The sequence below is a fragment of the Falsibacillus albus genome (assembly GCF_003668575.1).
In the GTDB taxonomy this organism is placed as follows: Bacteria; Bacillota; Bacilli; order Bacillales; family DSM-25281; genus Falsibacillus; species Falsibacillus albus.
Genome location: NZ_RCVZ01000012.1, coordinates 1 through 18,301, shown reverse-complemented (window position 1 = coordinate 18,301; position 18,301 = coordinate 1). Strand labels below are relative to the sequence as shown.

The following is an 18,301-nucleotide window of genomic DNA, read 5'->3' as shown; positions in this document are numbered from 1 at the left end:
TTATTTCTCCTCCTTGGATTCATTTTCCACCCGGTCAACGATGGATACTGTTTTATTCATGATATGTTTTGTAAACGATGTATTCGGCTGCTGGGCAGATTGCTCGAACTGATTTACATATGACGATATCGTCTGGAAGATGCCGGAAGACATCAGCAGGAGCGTCATAGCCGCTGCAACAACATAATGGAAAATGGGCTTTTGATGAAATGCACCCGTTTTGATCTTATCTTTCTGCTGCGAATACCCCTCTTCTTTTGCTGGAGATATGACCGTGGAAATCTGCATGATTTCATCCATGATGGAATTGGTGATGGCAGCTCCATCCCGAATGGCGGGAAAATCATCTTCCCATGCTTCGACTGCCTTCATATAAAGCGCCATACAATGGTCACACTCATACATATGGTCCTCATATTCATTCTTCATGCCCCGAGGCAACTCATCCTTAACATATAAAAGCCATTTTTCATAAGGGATATGATTCATCAGAAATCATCCTCCTTCCAATGCTTTTTCATCCATTGCCTAGCTCTGTATAATTTCGTTTCAATCGTCTTAACTTGCTGATGCTGTTCACTTGCAAGCTGCTGATATGTTTTCTCTTCTATGTAAAATCCATATATCACATCTCGATAATTGTCTGGCAAATCGTCAAGCTTTCGACGAAGCAGCAATACCTTTTCCTTTTTTAAAATATTCGCCTCCAAGCTTTCAAGCTGAAGATCATCCGAGATTGTTTGTTCAATATCCTCGTTCAGATTCTCCCGCCTTCTTTGCTGCTTCCGTTTCATATCAATGGCATGATTGACGGCAATCCTCGTAATCCATGTCTTGAAGCCTTGATTCTCATATCGGGGGAGAGAAGTGTATATTTTGATGAAAACTTCCTGAAGCGCATCCTCTGAATCCTTTTGGTTTCGTAAAATGGCATAGATGCTTCGAAAGAGATCCTGTCGGTATCTTTCAATGATGATCCGGAACGCATGATCATTCCCCTTAAGCACCTGTTCGATCAACGACTGATCCAATAAACTCTCCCCCCTCTCGACGTCTGTTCACTAAAATAGACGAACTTCACCAGACACCCCCCTACACAAAATCCAAAAAAAATAAATAAATCACCCCTGCCCCTTGGTGACAGGCACCAAAGGTACAGGGGTGATTTTCAATCAGAGCATGTTTGATACTGTTGTAAAAGTGGTTCAGTGCTGCTTTGAATGGAGTGAATGAGGTGATGCAGGGAAACTTGCACGCTTTGAGCTTGATCGCTAGACATTTGTTTCGTATTCACCGCTTCCTCAAGATCATCCTCATCCAAAATGTACATTTGCTTATCAGGCAGGAGCACGAGGTCTAGATACGCATCCAAGTACCAAGGGGAGTTCCTTTTAGCATCGAAGCCCTGATCGAAGCACAGATCATAATAATATTGGACCACTTTCCCCGTTTCATCGATCATCGCGGTCAAGGTGTATGGAAGCTCAAACCGAAACCACTGGATCCAGGTGTAGCCATCTGCGGCAATACAGATCCTTTGCTGATCATACTGAACATAAAGAGAAGGTGAGACTTTCTGAAGATCGAGTCTTGTTTCATATGTAAGATTGCCATGATTGCCGAGCACACGCACATGATAGTTTCGTTGTTTCACGCGTTTCCAATCTAGACGATCACCATACTTTTTCTTCATTTGCCCCTCCCGGCATCCTTGAGAATCCATTAAAACAATGAAACACCACGCTGCTTTAAAAACCGGATGGACTCATCAAGTGAATTTTCATCAATTTTATAGACTTCCTGAACATACTTCTTCCACTTGTGAATATCCTGGAGATTGATTTCTGATATATTGCGATAGGTCATGACCTTCAAAGAATGGTCCCTTAAAAAGTAGCATTCGTGCCCATTAAAACGGACTGCTGTTATCCTTCGCATCGTTTGGTTTTCATCATCATCGAGATAAGAGCATTCGATATCATTGATGATGTCCTCTTCCGTAAGCGGCTTCCATTCGATCTCTTTTCTCACAAAAGACTTCCCATTTGCACGCCTGTCAACCTCATAAATGTCCTTGCTTTTTTGCGTGAAAATGATATCCTCACCAAAACCATGGAGGGTGTGCTGCCTTTTCGCTTCAAGTTCGATAGGCTTCATGATCGGAGAACCATAGCCTACATCCGCATAAAACTTTTTGGAGCCCAGGATCACCATTAAGGCCAAATGTCCGGGCTTGACCCTCACAAGGTGGCAATCGAACTGCAAGGCCTTTAAAAGTCTGGCAAAATTTATGTTCAAGGTGAAGCATGTGCCGCCCCACCCCTTTTCAGTTAAATTCTGAACGAATATATCCAGCGAAGGGACATACCGGGGATCGATTGAATAGTAGTGAAACTTACTGAAGGTTTCATATGGCACTCGAAACAAGTGCTGTTGAATCAGCCTTTGCAAATAATTCAAGCTTGGCGATTCCACTCCAATCCGTAAACAATTCAAATATTGATTTATCGTATCATTCATCTTTATCACTCTTCCATCCTATGCTAAGTTCAAAAAAACATGCCTAGTAAAGTCTGTGAACGAAATAGAATCCCTAATCCGTGACTCCAAGAGCCAATACTGGGCTCATTCCCTTCTCATCTTCTATTAAACAATTCTTATGTGACAATGAAATGACACTAATATGATAAAACGAAGACTTGTGGTGTTGAATCTGTCAATGATGTTAGCGCTAATTGAAAACGTTAAGTTTGAAATGTCTTTTTACCGATTTTACTAGTGAAAACGACGAAAATCAATTTCTATCGTTCTTCATTTTTTTCAAAAAGACTCGGGAAAAATCAAAGTTTAGCAGTTTTTGTTAACGATGTGAAACCAATTGAGCATCTCAATCGTCTATACTAATAAATAGACGATTTTTGAGGAGCCGGTGAAATGCGCAGAAGAAAAACTTTTATATCCATATTGATAGCAGCTCTCGTATTATACGGTTTACTCATCATTGACAGTGCGAACAAAGAGGCAAGAAAGATCGAACTCGAAAAAAAAGTGATTGGTTACATCCAAAAGCATGAGCACAACGGCCAATTACATATTAACTTCTCGAAAGACTTGAATCTTTCCTTTGACAAAGTCTATATTTTCCCACCATATACTCCTGAAAAAGAAATCAAACAGCATCTCGGTCCGCGATCCCAGGACCTTAAACCTTATGGCATTCACTATCGGGACGACATCTCCCTGCTGGTCTTTGTCCAAAATCAAGAGATTAAAAACGTGGTGGAACTTCCATCAAAATACGAAGTCACCCATCCCGGCAAGCCTCATCAGCCCTATTTAATACCGTCAACCGTTCAAATCAATGTGGCTACCTAATAAAGAGCCCCCCACCCTTGGTGACAGGCACCAAGGTGGGGGGCTTGTTTTTTGCAGAAAATACAGGTACTGGGTCGGCATAATTGAATTATCAGGAAAAACGAGCCGAACCAATCCCGCCAATTAGGCCCTTTGTCTTGAAGAATCATACCTTTGGTTCTTGAAAAGTATGTTATTTATTGTATAACATAGGAGATGGATTAAAATATTGGGGGTTTCATGATGTTTAATATCGTGATTGCCATAGTTGGCATTTTCATCTTATACGAATTAATCAAGACAAAGAATGAAGTGATTGATTTGAATGATACGGTAAAAGATTTAAAAGAAGAACTGACAAAAAAGAAAGAAAAAGATTTTGATTTTTAATAGAAATCATTTTCATATAACGAATAAAAAATGGAGTATAGTCCGAAGCGGCTATACTCCATTTTCGCTATAATGGCTGTTTTCGTAAAGATTGTTGTTAAAATCCTAATGCCGATTTTAACGAACAAAATAGCCATTTTGTTCGTTGAATGAAAGTTTTCCAGCTCTTTTCTCCCAATATACGATTTTGAAGTTGAAACTTTGCTTACTTTATTAGCAAAAGCAACAATGTATGAGAAAAGAGCGAAAATAAAAAAGAATTCAGTAATGATTACTTATAGGGGCTGTGAATGCAAACAATCTTCATAATGACGTTGATTAAATCGATTTCCCATCATTCATTTTTTGAACATTTTCTTTCATCGTTTTCTCCAGGTCTTCTGTAAAACCTTTTAACATAACCGAACGTTCTTTTTTAAAATACTCCACTACTTCATTATCAAATTCGATTTCTATCAACTCGCGAATATCCCAGATCCTTAAAGCTATCATGATGGATATCAAGTGAGCGACAGTCAAGGATTTTTTCTTGAAATGAACCAGTTCATTAATCGTTGCTACGCGCAGTCCTGTTAACCGATGAAGATCACCTTGTGTCATTCCTCTTTCCTTCAGGATTTTCCCGAGTTTCACATTTACTTTGTGAGGATATGTCATGAGTGTTTCTTTGATAATCTCATTGGTTTTCTGATGTATCATTTCGAAAAGCCCTCCAGTCCTATTAGATATATTACCGTGACTAAAGAGTTTAGTGAACACATGAACATGCTCCAATTTTTGGATTATGTCCAATTTTTGTCTTTGATGAAGGCTGGCTGCTTCCGAATATTATACCTATCATAACGTACTTTGATTGAATATCAAAAAACGATATACTTATTTTCAAAGATTGTCATTAAATCTGGCTCTATTCATCCCTTTTTTTGCTATTAAAAATTGGTTTTAGCTGCTTTCCACTGCAGGATGCTCGTAATGAAAAACAGCAATTTTTCAGAAAAACCCTAATAATGATTGAAATTTATGTTTGAAAGAAGTGAAACTTAATGAATTTTATCGCTGTGGGAGTCGGGGGAGCAATTGGCAGCCTTCTCCGCTTTCTCGTCGGAATAGGAAGCAATCATCTGTGGAATGTACATTTCCCTTTGGGTACGTTGATCGCTAATTTGCTCGGATGCTTTATCCTGGGCTGGTTTACATCGTCATACATAAAGATGAAAAAGCTGCACCCGCATATTTTGACGGGCGTCGGAACGGGAATGATAGGTTCCTTCACTACCTTTTCCACCTTCAGTGTGGAAAGTGTCCAATTGATGCAGGAAAACCATTATGGCACGGCCTACGCTTATATCATGCTCAGCATGATCGGTGGCCTCTTCATGTCCTGGCTTGGATATAAGCTGGAGACGACAATTAAAAAACCTGCAGCAGCGGAAAGAGGTGACTTATAAGATGAATGTTCTTTTGATTGCGGTCGGCGGCTTTTTTGGCGCCATAGCAAGATACAGCATTTCCCTCTGTTTTAAAAAGGTCTATCCAACCACATTCCCCCTTGCCACATTGACAGTCAATCTGTTAGGTGCATTTTTGCTTGGGATATTGGTTGGATCAGGCATGGCCTCCTCTGCCTATTCGCTTCTTGGTACGGGGTTCATGGGGGCATTCACTACTTTCTCCACCTTTAAGCTTGAAAATATCCAGCTAAGGGAAGGGAAAAATCACAGCACATTGATTTCCTACCTGCTGGTCACCTATACAATTGGAATTTCCGCTGCATTCTTAGGCATCCATCTCGGATCCAGCCTATGAAAAATCCAGCCCTGCCCTTTAGTGACAGGCACCAAAGGGCAGGGCTGGATTCCGTGACAAAATAAAAACCCCCTGTGAAAAATGAAAGGGGCTTGCTGGAAGATCGGATGAATTAAGTGTGAAAATACTATTCCAAGTGCGCATCTATGATAGTCTTCACTTTATGGTAGTAGTATCTCACTTCCGCTTTACTCTCTGCTTCCTTTATCTTTTTAATGAAATCCTCAGCTTCCTTTAATTTTTCCGGGGGTAATTCAACCTTGACTTTCTCTTCCTTCGACATCGTCAACCGGGTTCACCTCATTGTGTTTAGTAGATCCGTGATCGGACTTTGTCTCAAGTCTATATCTAGCTAGCTCTCCAAGATAGTAATCCTTCGTACGCTCTAAACTTTGTTCCAACTTTCTTGTAATTACAGAGCTGCCCCCTATTCCTGACACAAGACTAATGTAAACGACATACCAGATGGGAACTGACTCAGCCACCGGCAACACGGATAGCAAACCAGCAATGATGCCAATCAAAATGTCCTTGATCGATCCAAAAACGTAATGTGTTTCTCCATTCTCTGTCACAAACTTCCGAGGAAACGTAAATTCTCCATCCTTAAAAACTAAAATGTGTCCTAACCCCCCGATACCTCCCATTAACATCGGCAACACGATCATTTCAATTAAGGACATACCATACACCCTCTGGAATGATTTACTATTATTATATATTATTGACAGAATATTCTGAATGGACAATTAGGAGCATTTTTTCAAAATAAAGGAAATCATATTTTGCACAAACTCGTGATTAAAGTCACAACCCTAATGGCATCAGGCCTCCATCCCACCTTTATAGTACTCCAAAAGGAGGAAACAAGCTGTTCGGCAGACATGTAATTTAGGCTAGCGGGAAAATGGCGCAATTCAGCATTCACAAAGGTTTTGGAGGCAAATTCATCCTAGTTTCTCCAAATGAATCGAGTTCCCTTATCTTCCTCTTTTTGAAGCTGTGCAGCCGTCAGCTTCAACTGCGGCAATCCGCTTGCAAACAACGGCGGGTCCGGCAGCCCCTTCTCCACCACAAATGGAGTTCCTATCGAAACATACGGATATAACGTTTCAATATCAGCGTTGGACAGACGGATGCACCCGTGCGTCACTTTTTTCCCGATAGACAAAGGATCATTCGTCCCGTGAATGGCATAGCCATCAGATAATACAAGCCCCCTCGTCCCAAGCATTCTGTCGCCTCCATTCGGATTCACAACGCGTTGCGAAACTTTGTTGTGATCGAATGGCAGCGGCTGCTTCCCCGATGCCACCGTGAAGGACCCTAAAACCATCCTCTTAGCAGGAGCACCGGCTTTCACCAGCAAAAGCTTATTGGCCTCCGGGTAAAAGTGGAGCTCCAATCTACTTTCCATCCATTGTGCTTGGCCTCCATCCGCACTTTCTCCACTTCCATTCAAGAGCCCTGCAGGGACATCGTTCTCGATCCCCTCCCATTTGGAGAGAAAATTAGAAGGAGCCCCGCCGGTTAACTCGTCGAGGCTTGCTGGGAACGCACCATGCATTTCCTTATATCGGAAGATGGCATTCGATGCTGCGAGCATCGGCACCTCCCCTTTGATGGAATCCTTGTCACTGCCAAGGAGGGCTGCCCCATCTGTCTTTTGATCATCCGGGGAAGGCTGATGATATTCATGATACTGATAAAAATAATCATTCTTCTCTATGAAAAATTTATTTTCGATATATTTCCAACCTGCCAATAGGATAAAAAGGAATAATACCAGCAAAAAGAGCGCCAGCAGCCATTTCCATAAACTTGATTCTCTTATCTTTTCTTTTGGATTGGCTCTCGGCCAGTCATTGAATTTATTCAACAGCTCTAAATCTCTCTTGGCCTGGATATATCCGAGATCGCTCGACTTTTGCAAATACTTGATCCCTTCTGCTAATTTCCCTTTATCCAGCAATTGATGGGCGTGATTATACAACAAAAGGCGGTCTTTCGGAAAGAACTTCAGACATTTCTCTACATAATTGGGATCACTGTTTGCCACATACGTATACGGCCGAATTTCAGTCAAATGCTTCTTTAAGTCGTCCAATAGTCTACCACCCCCTATTCATTACTACTCCCAGAATCGACTTTTATGTCATGTCAAACATAAAAAGTTTCTTAAAATACTGAACTTTTTACAGCTTGAATCGTCTATAAGTAGAACAATCATTTTAGGAGGGTGAAAATGGCAAAAGTCGTTGCATTTGAAATCAGCACACAAGACCCTGAAAAGGCATCCAATTTTTATTCAAAGGTATTTGGATGGAAAGTAGGCGAAGCCAATTGGGGATATCATCCGGTGGATACGGGTAGTCAAGCAAACGGGGAAAATGGAATCAACGGCGGCATCGCCTTGGGACCGAGCGACTATCCGCACGGCGTCCGCCTTCAATTGGAAGTGGACTCCATTGATCAAGCTCTGGAGGAAGCCAAAAATAACGGGGCACAAATCGTCCGTGAAAAAATGGAGTTTGATGAGTTTTATCTCGCCTATATTGTCGACCCCGTCGGAATGGGCGTCGGGTTGATTGAACAGAAATAATGGAAAAGGGATGTCCAATTGTTGGACATCCCTTATATCATATGGATTAATGAACGCCGACTGCATCAAATGCTGCGTTCACGCTGCTGACTTCCTGGCTGCTGGATCCGTATAGATCTGAAGCGGATTGAACCGCTGCCGCCCGAAGTTGGCTGAATGTTGCATTAGGTGTCAAATATTGAGTCAATGCCCGATAGAAGATCGCACCCGTTTTGCTTGTACCGACTCCTGTCACCTTCACACCGTATGCAGTCCCGCCTTGGCTGAGAAGATAGGCAGCCTTATTGCTTATACCGCTATTCGTATGGACGCCGCCATTGTCGCTCGTGCCGGTATAGCGATTGGCATAATTGTCAGGATCTCCATATTTCGTAGGATCTGACATCGACCTTAGAGCATCCCCCTGCTTGTTCGGCGTATAAATATCCTCGCCGATTTCCCAATCCGGATTATTGTTCGAATAGAATTCTACTAGAGTACCAAAAATATCAGAAATGGATTCATTGATGGCGCCTGACTCTCCAGAGTAGACCAATCCAGCCGTTCTTTCCGTGACCGCATGAGTCAACTCGTGAGCGACGACATCGATGCCACCGGAAAATTCAATGAAGTTTGTACCGTCTCCATCACCGTATACCATTTGCTGGCCATTCCAGAATGCATTGTTATAGCTGCGGCCATAATGGACGGACGCTTTCAAGGCAGCACCATTTCCATCATAGCTATTGCGGTTGAACACATTTTTATAATAGTCGTATGTCACACCTGCATAGTAGTGGGCATCGACTGCAGCCGCATCATAGGAAGCATTGAACACATCATCTGCATCTGTCCATAATGAACCTGGGAGCCTTTGGCGATTTTTGGCGTCATACGTATATATCCCCTGCCCGCGTGTATTATCCTGCAAGTAATAAGTGGATCCAGATAGAGTTGTATTCACTGATTTCTGATCTCCCAATACACCAGTACCGGTTCCGACCGTATTGGTGCCTCCAGTGGCTCCGCCTCCGCCGCCCGGTTTGGCATGATCGATAGAATTATATTTTGATAGAATTTCACCTGAGGAAGCATCGACAAAGTAGTCCCAGTTGCCTGGTTCCGGTGATAAGAAGTTATAGTTTACATGATAGGCAAAATGTGCGGCATCATCCTTCATGAAGATGACGAATTCTGCTTTCGGGGCATATTCATAGTCTGGCTGTGATCCAACCGCTTGAACTAAATCGGACTCACCCATTTGGATGGCTTCTTTCTTGGCAAGCTTGTGGGATGACTTTAAAGATGCCTTCGTGTCCAGATTTGGTTGAACAGCTCCGGAAACCGCTGTAAGCACACCCTCCTTGTTGACATGCGCCGTCACGACAGACCCGAAGACAGGCGTCCCTTGATAAACCTGCTGAAGGCGTAGAACTGTAAATCCTAGCTCGTCCTTCTGCTTGCCGATGATCTTAAAGGAATTCTTCGCATCGCCAGAAAACTTGAACGTCCCTTTCTTCCCGTTAAAATAATCAAAAACAATCGCTTCAGGAGATGCAGAAGATGCTTTTGTCAATTTTCCTGATACGAATTCCGGCGTACCTACTTTGTGGCTCCAATTCACCTTCTCAGACAAACCGGCAGACCCTGCAGCATAAGTGGACAGCGTCGGACTCATCACAAGCCCTGCAACCAAACCAAACGTGACCAAATGTTTTTTCAACTAAACAACACTCCTCTTTTCATTGATTTTATGAGTACAAGCTAAAATATACAGAAAATAACAAATATTTAAAATAGTTAAATATTACTTATTTTTTCTGTTTCTCAAAAATACACACGGGAGTATTAGACTGTTTTTTATAATTGTAGGCATATTAGTAATTTCATTTGGAAAATGGCGTGAATATATCGTGATCAAGGTAATAGATTCGGCCTTTGTTGGTGCCGATTTGCGGGAGATTTAGGGAGGTGAGGAGTTTTTTTGCGATAGTTCGGGATTGTATGTGCAGAAAGTCTCGAGTCTCTTTGTTCGTGATTTTATTATCAATTAAAAGTAAATAATCACTTAGTGCTTTAATATGGGCATTTTTTGAATGATGACCACACAACTGACAGCACCAGGTCCCTCTCAAACGATTCATGGGGAGACCCAAACATTTTGTGCATTGAACTCCTGTTAAAATATCAGAGATTGGTATCCCCATCATTTCTCTAGCATTTCTTTGTAGTTCAACATTTAATTTACAAATCTTTTTAGATATTCTTTTCAACTGCTGAAGATCATTTAATGTTTTAGGAATCTTTTTTGTCAGAGATAAGATTTCTAAAGGAACCTTCGCACTATGAATAATTTTTTCAATAATTTGATTACTATGAGAGGTCATTTTGATAATTGTTCGGAGATTTCCAATAACAACCGATGATTTCACTGGGAGATCGGGTAAATTATGAAGCTTTAAAAACTTTTTTAATTGATATGTTTGGCGATCAACTTGGATAAGCGGATAAGGAAAGGCTTCTTCTACCCCATCTTGAACCCTAATCAATTGGTTCAGCTTTGGGTCGAAATGCAGAATGCCTGAAATATTTTTAACCTCTAAAATATTGTAGCAATGACGTGAAATGATCAGAGTGTCTATTTGAAAATACTGTCTCCCGTCAAAAAGCCGTAAGTCATTTAGAATATAATATTCTTTTTCTGGAAGGAGCTCTACGTGATAATCTAATTCCTTTTCGCCTTTAAACCCTGCTCTTCTTTTGCGAAGTGCCTCTTTTACTCTTTCTGATTTTTGATTATTGGCTTTTAATCTTCGATCCAGCGCTTCTAAATGATTCAAATATTGGGGAAACTTACGGGGTTTTATGTTCATTTAGTTCTCCTTTCTCGATTTATCCTCTTATTTCTCTAAGGGAACATTCAAATCCTTTAATACTGGTAAAAATTCAAAGATCAATTGAGCGGTTTTATACTAAAAAAACATATTTCGGTCTGTTTCTTGCATATATCGGTCTAAATTAAAATTTATCAGTCTAAATCTAAATATATCGGTCTAAACCCACAAGATATCGGCCAACCGACAACAGACGACAAATTTCGCACTACCACAAACAATCAAATATTCGCACGCACCCTTCCCAAACAAAAAAAAGCTGGCCGAGGCCAGCTTCTTCAAATCAAATCTTTTTATCGTTTGTCCATTTCTTGAATCAATAATTTGTTGACCATTGGCGGGTTGGCCTGGCCTTTAGTCGCTTTCATGATTTGTCCGACTAGGAAGCCTAGTGCGCGGTCCTTCCCATTTTTGTAATCTTCGATGGATTGTTCGTTGGCATCGAGGATTTCGGTGACGATCTTCAACAGCTCGCTTTCGTCCGAAATTTGGACGAGTCCTTTTTCTTTGACGATCTTTTCAGGGTCTCCGCCTTTTTCAACCAATTCCTTGAAGACTTTCTTCGCGATTTTGGAAGAGATCGTTCCTTTTTCAATCAGCTTGATCATTCCTGCCAAGCTCTCAGGCGTCAACGCGACGTCGTGGAGCTCTTTTTGCTCAGCGTTCAAGTATGCGGAGACTTCACCCATGAGCCAGTTGGAAGCAAGCTTCGTATCGGCTCCGGCAGCGATGGTTTCTTCAAAGAAATCGGACATTTCTTTTGTCAGCGTCAATACCATGGCATCGTATGCCGGCAAGTTCAATTCCTCGACATAACGTTTTTGGCGCTGGTCCGGAAGTTCAGGGATCTCAGCACGTACTCGTTCCTTCCACTCTTCGTCGATATGAAGGGACAGGAGATCTGGCTCAGGGAAGTAGCGGTAGTCATCCGAACCTTCCTTGACGCGCATCAAAATGGTCTTTCCAGTGGATTCATCGAAACGGCGTGTTTCCTGCTGGATGATGCCGCCGGACAATAGTTCTTTTTCTTGGCGTTTCTCTTCAAACTCAAGGCCTTTACGGACAAAGTTGAAGGAATTCAAGTTTTTCAATTCAGCCTTCGTACCAAATTGTTCTTGTCCGATCGGGCGAAGGGAGATGTTCGCGTCACAGCGAAGGGATCCTTCTTCCATTTTACAATCGGATACGCCTGTATATTGAATGATGGATTTCAATTTCTCCAAGTAAGCATAAGCCTCTTCCGGCGTCCTCATGTCCGGTTCGGATACGATTTCAATGAGAGGTGTGCCTTGGCGGTTGTAATCGACCAAGGAATAACCTTCGCCGGAGTGGGTCAACTTACCGGCATCTTCTTCAAGATGAAGACGGGTGATCCCGATTTTTTTCTTTTTCCCGTTTACTTCGATTTCAATCCAGCCGTGCTCGCCGATCGGTTTATCAAATTGGGAGATTTGATAGGCTTTCGGATTGTCCGGGTAAAAATAGTTTTTGCGGTCAAATTTCGTATCCGTTGCGATTTCACAGTTCAATGCCATCGCAGCCTTCATCGCGAAATCGACTGCACGCTTGTTCAAGACCGGCAATACACCTGGGTAGCCAAGGTCGATCACGTTTGTATTTGTATTAGGCTCCGCCCCGAAGTGCGCCGGTGCAGGAGAGAAGATTTTCGAATCCGTTTTTAATTCAACATGGACTTCAAGTCCGATGATCGTTTCAAAGTTCACTCGTTTTCACCCCTTACAGTCCTGGTTTTTGTGTATGAAAATCTGTTGCTTGTTCAAATGCATGCGCCACGCGGTATACTGTGCTTTCATCGAAATGCTTTCCAATGATTTGCAATCCAAGCGGCAATCCAGTGGAAGATAAACCTGCAGGGACGGAGATTCCCGGGACGCCTGCCAAGTTTACTGGGATTGTCAAAATATCATTGGCATACATCGTCAATGGATCATCGATTTTTTCACCGATTTTAAAGGCTGGTGTCGGTGTCGTAGGTCCAACGATGACGTCATAGTTTTCGAATACGTCTTCGAAATCCTTTTTGATCAATGTACGGACCTGCTGAGCTTTTTTATAGTACGCATCATAATAGCCTGAGCTTAATGCAAATGTTCCGAGCATGATGCGGCGCTTCACTTCTTCCCCGAAGCCTTCGGAACGTGTTTTCTTATAAAGCTCCATCAAGTTTTCGGCATTAGGGGAACGATAACCGTAGCGTACCCCGTCAAAACGCGCCAAGTTGGCAGACGCTTCAGAAGATGCCAATAAATAATAGGTTGCAACCCCGTATTTAGAATGTGGTAGGGAAACTTCATCCCAAGTTGCGCCAAGACCTTCAAGCACCTTTAACGCACTCATTACGGACTGTCTCGTTTCTTCGCTTACGCCTTCACCCAAATATTCTTTCGGTACAGCGATGCGCAGCCCTTTAACATCCCCGGTCAATGACTCGGCAAAGTTCGGCACATCGACATTGGCAGATGTTGAATCATTCGGATCCAGACCTGAAATCGCTTGTAATAGATAGGCATTGTCTTCAACTGTACGAGTGATCGGTCCGATTTGGTCCAATGAAGAGGCGAATGCCACTAAGCCGAAACGGGAAACACGGCCATATGTAGGCTTCAATCCGACCACACCGCAGAATGCTGCCGGCTGGCGGATGGAGCCGCCTGTGTCGGAACCTAATGAAAATAATACTTCTCCTGCTGCAACGGATGCCGCAGATCCGCCTGAAGATCCACCTGGAACCGTTTCAAGATTCCAAGGATTGCGAGTCTTTTGGAAGCCGGAATTTTCTGTGGAGGACCCCATTGCGAATTCATCCATATTCAGCTTTCCAATCGTTACTGTTTCCGCCGCATGAAGCTTGTTTATGACGGTTGCATCATAAATCGGGTTAAAATTCTCAAGGATTTTACTGCCGCATGTCGTACGGAGATCATTCGTCACGATGTTATCCTTGATTCCGATTGGCATTCCGAAAAGCAGTCCTTTTGATTCATCGGTGCCAAGCTTGGCGTCCAATTCCTTCGCTTTTTGACGGGCACGTTCTTCATCAAGCGTCAAAAAAGCCTTCACTTGATCTTCCACTGCTCCGATTCTTTGGTAAGATTCACTCACAAGATCTGAGACGCTGATTTCTTTCTTATGTAAAAGCTCATGAAGCTCTGAAACTTTATGGTCAAATAATGACATCAATACCCCTCCTTATTCTAAGACGGATGGTACACGTACTTGTCCATCTTGATGATCTGGTGCATTCTTCAACACTTCTTCACGAGGAAGACCTTTCGTCGGCTTATCCTCACGCATGACGTTTTTCATATCAAGCACGTGGGATGTCGGCTCAACGGATGATGTATCCAATTCATTCAGCTGTTCTGCGAAGCCGATGATGGCATCAAGCTGATTCGTGAATTTTTCAACTTCTTGTTCTGAAAATTCAAGTCTGGCAAGGTGTGCAACGTGCTTTACCTCGTCTTTGGAAATTCTGGACATTCCTTTCACCTCCGAAAATATTCGAGCAAAAAATACAATAATATTGATAATATCAAAATTCTTTGTTTAGTATCAACTTCAAATAGACACAGTCCAACAATTTATATTGTACCACGAAGTCTACATATCACAAGGATGGCCGATTATCCATGTGATAAAACATTCGGCTTGTTGCAAATATGGTGAAAAAGAGGAATCGTTCATACCATTTTTTACCTATGAATTCAAGTCTCTTCATTATATGGACAATAAAATATACTTTTATATAGAAGGAAAAAGGGGTTGATCATATGAAGTTTTATCGCTTTGATCCAGACACAAAAAGAAGCATCACCCGCTTCAACAGCCGCGGGGTTGGCATCAGTCCGATTTTGAAGACGCAAACGCCGTTTCAGATTGGCTGCATGCATTTCGAATCAAGCAGCGTCCTTGGAATGCATCAGGCAACTTGTCCACAACTCTTTCTTGTTGTCGAAGGAACGGGATGGGTGAAAATAAAAGGCGAAGAACCACACCCCGTCAAACCCGGGATGGCCGTTTATTGGGATACGGGTGAAGAGCATGAATCGGGTTCGGAGAATGGGATGACTGCGATGGTCATCGAGGGTGAAGCATTTGATCCGGAAGCGTACTTAAAAAGCCTTTAATATCAATTGAATAATATCCTATTTCCTCTTTTGAACCTGCTTGTTTTCCAAGCAGGTTATTCTAAATAAATCGACTTAATATTTTTTTGACTAAAGTGGAAAAAATGGGAGAAAAATAATATCGTTGAAACCCTTCAGAACACGCCTCGAAAGTTGACTAAATATTTATATAATATTTATGTCGGTATATTCTGAATAGTTTTACTTTAATTTGTTTTTAACCAGCGCTCATCCCTTATCTCATATAGGGTGAACGGACTTCCGTACAATGTTTCAAATGTTTCAATTCCTTGAACATCGGGTAAATCTTTGTTAGGTTATTGAACCGTAGGCTAAGAGCAGGCGGTTCGTCGTTCAGCCGCTCTTAAAAATTACAACATCAAAGGAGAGATAAAGTGGAAATAGGAACGATAATATCGTTAGGAATTTACTTTGTCGGTATGTTGCTAATTGGTTTTTATGCATATAAAAAATCAACTGGGAACTTATCGGAATATATGTTAGGTGGACGTGGATTAGGTCCAGCCGTTACTGCATTATCTGCAGGTGCATCCGACATGAGTGGATGGATGCTAATGGGATTGCCCGGTGCCATGTACGTAGACGGTTTATCCGGGGCATGGATCGCGGTAGGATTGTCCATCGGGGCATACTTGAACTATCTATTGTTGGCACCTCGTCTTCGTACCTATACGGTGGTTGCAAATGACTCCATTACTATCCCAGACTACTTTGAAAACCGCTTCATGGATAAGTCCAGAATTCTACGCTTTGTTTCAGGTATCGTTATCATCATTTTCTTTACCCTGTACACTTCCGCAGGACTGGTTTCCGGTGGAACACTATTCGAATCAGCCTTCGGACTGGATTACCGCATGGGCTTATTCATCACGGCAGCTGTCGTAATCTGCTATACACTATTCGGCGGATTCTTGGCAGTAAGTTTAACGGACTTTGCACAAGGCTGCATCATGTTTGTCGCTCTTGTCATGGTTCCGATTGTGGCCTTTACAGATCTAGGCGGTACTGCCACTGTATTTAATGAGGTCAGAAGCATTGATCCGACATTGCTCGATTTATTCAAAGGGACAACCTTTGTTGGAATCATCTCTTTACTTGCATGGGGCTTGGGCTATTTCGGACAGCCGCATATCATCGTTCGATTTATGGCCATTTCTTCTATTAAAGAACTGAAGCCTGCTCGCCGCATCGCGATGACTTGGATGATCATCTCCATCATCGGTGCATTGCTTACAGGTTTAGTCGGACTTGCTTATATTCATATGAATAATCTTACGCTGGATGATCCAGAAACGATTTTCATCTATTTTGCACAAGTATTGTTCAATCCTTATATTACAGGATTCTTGCTGGCAGCCATCCTTGCTGCGATCATGAGTACAATTTCTTCACAGCTCCTCGTAACGTCCAGTGCGTTGACGGAGGATTTCTATAAAGCATTCCTTCGCCGTAATGCATCTGATAAAGAGCTTGTGTTGATTGGTCGTTTAGCAGTACTATTGGTTGCAGTCGTTGGTATCTTATTATCATTGACGCCTAATGACACGATCCTAGGACTCGTTGGTAACGCTTGGGCTGGATTCGGTTCTGCATTTGGACCTGCCATCCTTCTAAGCTTGTACTGGAAACGGATGACAAAATGGGGCGCATTGGCCGGCATGATCGTCGGTGCAGTTACAGTCGTCATTTGGATTAGCGTCGATGCATTAAAAGATTACATGTACGAAATGATCCCAGGCTTCTTCCTAAGCTTAATCGCGGTTATTGTTGTAAGTAACATCACAAACCGTCCTAAGAAAGCTGTTGAAGAAACATTTAATGAAATGGAAGAAGTATTGGAGGCCGAACACAAATAATCGGCGGAACATTTATAGAAGAACCGGTTCCTTCAGGGATCGGTTCTTTTTTATATCATCTTCCATTGTAAAAGGCTGTTTTCTCAAAGATTGTTGTTTTTAACTGTTTTTTTAAGATAACTCATCATAAGAAGTTGATTGGAGCGGAAGGTGCGAGTCTCCGGAGGGAACAGCGGGCCAGGTGAGACCCCGCAGCAAAGCGAGGAGGCTCACGGCACGCCCCTCGGAAAACGAGCAACCTGCAGCGGAAATCACCCTTACACAACCTTTGAAGGATAGCAACAAACTTTACGAAAAGAGCATTGCAAAAACACGCATTGATTTATACGATGTATTCCCTTTTCATAAAATAATAAACAATTTTTTAAACCCTTCAGCGAGAGGTTTTTTACCCATTAAGGTATGTTTATCTTATTTTCTCAAGGGAAAACACCGTATGTAATCTTTCGAGGAGGGATACTTAATGAATGTTGAATCAGAAACAGTCAATCAGCTCCCTAGAATCGGCTCTTCCGCACCTGATTTCACAGCACAAACCACCCATGGCCAATTATCACTCTCTGACTTTAAAGGAAAGTGGTTCGTTCTATTTTCTCACCCAGCTGACTTCACACCTGTTTGCACAACTGAATTTGTAGCATTTCAACATATATATCCGCAGCTCAAGGAAGAAGGGGTAGAATTACTGGGGTTGAGTGTGGACAGTGTTTCTTCTCATCTTGCATGGATACGAAACATAGAACAAAACTTTAATCTATCCATAGAATTCCCTGTTATTGCAGACCTGGATCGGAAGGTCGCCACATCCTATGGAATGATCATGCCCGATGAAAGCCAAACGGAAACAAGCAGGGCCGTCTTTGTCATCGACGACAATCAAAAGGTCCGTTCCATTATTTATTACCCGCTGACCACCGGCAGGAATATGGATGAAATTGTCCGGCTCGTAAAAGCACTAAAGACGACAGACAAACACAAAACACCGACACCTGCCAATTGGAATCCTGGTGATAGTGTTCTTTTATCTCCGCCTAAAACACATGATGATATGAAAGTAAGGGAACAACAGCAAGACCTCGAATGTATTGACTGGTATTTGTGTAAAAAAAGGCTGCCTTAAACATCGATCATCATGTCAGAAACCTCAAAAAGAAAGCTGACCGATAAATCGGTCAGCCTTTTTAGTATGATTAAAGCATTTCTGAAGTTGTTTTCGCCTGCATATGCAAGAGCAGGTAATCCGGGCCGCCC

The 18,301-nt window shown here is 42.3% G+C and carries 20 protein-coding genes; 8 read left to right on the top strand and 12 right to left on the bottom strand.

All coding sequences use genetic code 11. From position 1 onward, the window contains the following. From D9X91_RS15920 to D9X91_RS15905, 4 genes are all read right to left on the bottom strand, one after another. Positions 1 to 489, bottom strand: a complete 489-nt coding sequence (locus D9X91_RS15920; RefSeq protein ID WP_121681644.1) for a hypothetical protein — start codon at positions 487 to 489, stop codon at positions 1 to 3. Beyond that, positions 489 to 1,031: an RNA polymerase sigma factor gene (locus tag D9X91_RS15915; RefSeq protein ID WP_121681643.1), complete on the bottom strand. Its 543-nt coding sequence runs from the start codon at positions 1,029 to 1,031 to the stop codon at positions 489 to 491. The genes D9X91_RS15920 and D9X91_RS15915 overlap by 1 nt, the downstream gene beginning before the upstream one ends. Before the next feature lie 137 nt (positions 1,032 to 1,168). Next, positions 1,169 to 1,693 carry a DUF402 domain-containing protein gene (locus D9X91_RS15910; RefSeq protein WP_158598344.1) on the bottom strand — a complete coding sequence of 175 codons (525 nt, stop codon included), beginning with the start codon at positions 1,691 to 1,693 and terminating at the stop codon, positions 1,169 to 1,171. 29 nt (positions 1,694 to 1,722) lie between these two features. Beyond that, positions 1,723 to 2,520 carry an arylamine N-acetyltransferase gene (locus tag D9X91_RS15905; RefSeq protein ID WP_121681641.1) on the bottom strand — a complete coding sequence of 266 codons (798 nt, stop codon included), beginning with the start codon at positions 2,518 to 2,520 and terminating at the stop codon, positions 1,723 to 1,725. Positions 2,521 to 2,934: 414 nt separating this feature from the next. Here D9X91_RS15905 and D9X91_RS15900 point away from each other — a divergent pair, with 414 nt between their 5' ends. Both D9X91_RS15900 and D9X91_RS22570 read left to right on the top strand, forming a co-directional pair. Beyond that, the gene (locus D9X91_RS15900) at positions 2,935 to 3,375 is read left to right on the top strand and encodes a hypothetical protein (protein ID WP_121681640.1); all 441 of its coding nucleotides are present in this window, start codon (positions 2,935 to 2,937) and stop codon (positions 3,373 to 3,375) included. A gap of 222 nt (positions 3,376 to 3,597) precedes the next feature. After that, positions 3,598 to 3,744: a hypothetical protein gene (locus tag D9X91_RS22570; RefSeq protein WP_158598343.1), complete on the top strand. Its 147-nt coding sequence runs from the start codon at positions 3,598 to 3,600 to the stop codon at positions 3,742 to 3,744. Positions 3,745 to 4,062: 318 nt separating this feature from the next. On the opposite strand, the gene D9X91_RS15895 is transcribed toward D9X91_RS22570, so the two are convergent. Then, positions 4,063 to 4,443 (bottom strand): helix-turn-helix domain-containing protein, encoded by a 381-nt coding sequence (locus D9X91_RS15895; RefSeq protein WP_121681639.1) that lies wholly within the window; start codon positions 4,441 to 4,443, stop codon positions 4,063 to 4,065. A 344-nt stretch (positions 4,444 to 4,787) separates the two neighbouring features. On the opposite strand from D9X91_RS15895, the gene crcB (D9X91_RS15890) reads away from it, so the two are divergent. Both crcB (D9X91_RS15890) and crcB (D9X91_RS15885) read left to right on the top strand, forming a co-directional pair. Then, the gene (gene crcB / locus D9X91_RS15890; RefSeq protein WP_121681638.1) at positions 4,788 to 5,192 is read left to right on the top strand and encodes a fluoride efflux transporter CrcB; all 405 of its coding nucleotides are present in this window, start codon (positions 4,788 to 4,790) and stop codon (positions 5,190 to 5,192) included. A 1-nt stretch (position 5,193) separates the two neighbouring features. Next, positions 5,194 to 5,550, top strand: coding sequence for a fluoride efflux transporter CrcB (gene crcB / locus D9X91_RS15885; RefSeq protein WP_121681637.1), 357 nt, complete (start codon positions 5,194 to 5,196; stop codon positions 5,548 to 5,550). Positions 5,551 to 5,804: 254 nt separating this feature from the next. On the opposite strand, the gene D9X91_RS15880 is transcribed toward crcB (D9X91_RS15885), so the two are convergent. Then, a complete protein-coding gene (locus D9X91_RS15880) occupies positions 5,805 to 6,233 on the bottom strand; it encodes a DUF4257 domain-containing protein (protein ID WP_121681636.1) in 429 nt (142 codons plus the stop codon). A gap of 269 nt (positions 6,234 to 6,502) precedes the next feature. Next, positions 6,503 to 7,657: a L,D-transpeptidase gene (locus D9X91_RS15875; protein ID WP_121681635.1), complete on the bottom strand. Its 1,155-nt coding sequence runs from the start codon at positions 7,655 to 7,657 to the stop codon at positions 6,503 to 6,505. Positions 7,658 to 7,795: 138 nt separating this feature from the next. Here D9X91_RS15875 and D9X91_RS15870 point away from each other — a divergent pair, with 138 nt between their 5' ends. Beyond that, positions 7,796 to 8,152: a VOC family protein gene (locus D9X91_RS15870; protein WP_121681634.1), complete on the top strand. Its 357-nt coding sequence runs from the start codon at positions 7,796 to 7,798 to the stop codon at positions 8,150 to 8,152. A 46-nt stretch (positions 8,153 to 8,198) separates the two neighbouring features. On the opposite strand, the gene D9X91_RS15865 is transcribed toward D9X91_RS15870, so the two are convergent. The 5 genes from D9X91_RS15865 to gatC form a co-directional block, all read right to left on the bottom strand. Further along, complete coding sequence (locus D9X91_RS15865; protein ID WP_407644202.1) at positions 8,199 to 9,854, bottom strand: M4 family metallopeptidase; 1,656 nt, start codon at positions 9,852 to 9,854, stop codon at positions 8,199 to 8,201. A gap of 163 nt (positions 9,855 to 10,017) precedes the next feature. Beyond that, complete coding sequence (locus D9X91_RS15860; RefSeq protein ID WP_121681633.1) at positions 10,018 to 11,004, bottom strand: nuclease-related domain-containing protein; 987 nt, start codon at positions 11,002 to 11,004, stop codon at positions 10,018 to 10,020. Positions 11,005 to 11,318: 314 nt separating this feature from the next. Continuing rightward, complete coding sequence (gatB, locus tag D9X91_RS15855; protein WP_121681632.1) at positions 11,319 to 12,749, bottom strand: Asp-tRNA(Asn)/Glu-tRNA(Gln) amidotransferase subunit GatB; 1,431 nt, start codon at positions 12,747 to 12,749, stop codon at positions 11,319 to 11,321. A 13-nt stretch (positions 12,750 to 12,762) separates the two neighbouring features. Then, positions 12,763 to 14,223 (bottom strand): Asp-tRNA(Asn)/Glu-tRNA(Gln) amidotransferase subunit GatA, encoded by a 1,461-nt coding sequence (gene gatA / locus D9X91_RS15850; protein WP_121681631.1) that lies wholly within the window; start codon positions 14,221 to 14,223, stop codon positions 12,763 to 12,765. 12 nt (positions 14,224 to 14,235) lie between these two features. Then, positions 14,236 to 14,526 carry an Asp-tRNA(Asn)/Glu-tRNA(Gln) amidotransferase subunit GatC gene (gatC, locus tag D9X91_RS15845; RefSeq protein WP_121681630.1) on the bottom strand — a complete coding sequence of 97 codons (291 nt, stop codon included), beginning with the start codon at positions 14,524 to 14,526 and terminating at the stop codon, positions 14,236 to 14,238. 290 nt (positions 14,527 to 14,816) lie between these two features. Here gatC and D9X91_RS15840 point away from each other — a divergent pair, with 290 nt between their 5' ends. The 3 genes from D9X91_RS15840 (at position 14,817) to D9X91_RS15830 (ending at position 18,170) form a co-directional block, all read left to right on the top strand. Next, the gene (locus D9X91_RS15840) at positions 14,817 to 15,173 is read left to right on the top strand and encodes a cupin domain-containing protein (RefSeq protein WP_121681629.1); all 357 of its coding nucleotides are present in this window, start codon (positions 14,817 to 14,819) and stop codon (positions 15,171 to 15,173) included. 395 nt (positions 15,174 to 15,568) lie between these two features. Next, entirely contained in the window at positions 15,569 to 17,050 is a 1,482-nt protein-coding gene (putP, locus tag D9X91_RS15835) for a sodium/proline symporter PutP (protein WP_121681628.1), read from the top strand. A 463-nt stretch (positions 17,051 to 17,513) separates the two neighbouring features. After that, entirely contained in the window at positions 17,514 to 18,170 is a 657-nt protein-coding gene (locus D9X91_RS15830; protein WP_121681627.1) for a peroxiredoxin, read from the top strand. The last annotated feature ends 131 nt before the right edge of the window (positions 18,171 to 18,301 follow it).

Coding starts and splice junctions, on each gene's coding strand:
- D9X91_RS15920 (WP_121681644.1), bottom strand. CDS start 489: ATGAATCATATCCCTTATGAAAAATGGCTTTTATATGTTAAGGATGAG.
- D9X91_RS15910 (WP_158598344.1), bottom strand. CDS start 1,693: ATGAAGAAAAAGTATGGTGATCGTCTAGATTGGAAACGCGTGAAACAA.
- D9X91_RS15905 (WP_121681641.1), bottom strand. CDS start 2,520: ATGAATGATACGATAAATCAATATTTGAATTGTTTACGGATTGGAGTG.
- D9X91_RS15900 (WP_121681640.1), top strand. CDS start 2,935: ATGCGCAGAAGAAAAACTTTTATATCCATATTGATAGCAGCTCTCGTA.
- D9X91_RS22570 (WP_158598343.1), top strand. CDS start 3,598: ATGTTTAATATCGTGATTGCCATAGTTGGCATTTTCATCTTATACGAA.
- D9X91_RS15895 (WP_121681639.1), bottom strand. CDS start 4,443: ATGATACATCAGAAAACCAATGAGATTATCAAAGAAACACTCATGACA.
- crcB (WP_121681638.1), top strand. CDS start 4,788: ATGAATTTTATCGCTGTGGGAGTCGGGGGAGCAATTGGCAGCCTTCTC.
- crcB (WP_121681637.1), top strand. CDS start 5,194: ATGAATGTTCTTTTGATTGCGGTCGGCGGCTTTTTTGGCGCCATAGCA.
- D9X91_RS15880 (WP_121681636.1), bottom strand. CDS start 6,233: ATGTCCTTAATTGAAATGATCGTGTTGCCGATGTTAATGGGAGGTATC.
- D9X91_RS15870 (WP_121681634.1), top strand. CDS start 7,796: ATGGCAAAAGTCGTTGCATTTGAAATCAGCACACAAGACCCTGAAAAG.
- D9X91_RS15860 (WP_121681633.1), bottom strand. CDS start 11,004: ATGAACATAAAACCCCGTAAGTTTCCCCAATATTTGAATCATTTAGAA.
- gatA (WP_121681631.1), bottom strand. CDS start 14,223: ATGTCATTATTTGACCATAAAGTTTCAGAGCTTCATGAGCTTTTACAT.
- gatC (WP_121681630.1), bottom strand. CDS start 14,526: ATGTCCAGAATTTCCAAAGACGAGGTAAAGCACGTTGCACACCTTGCC.
- D9X91_RS15840 (WP_121681629.1), top strand. CDS start 14,817: ATGAAGTTTTATCGCTTTGATCCAGACACAAAAAGAAGCATCACCCGC.
- D9X91_RS15830 (WP_121681627.1), top strand. CDS start 17,514: ATGAATGTTGAATCAGAAACAGTCAATCAGCTCCCTAGAATCGGCTCT.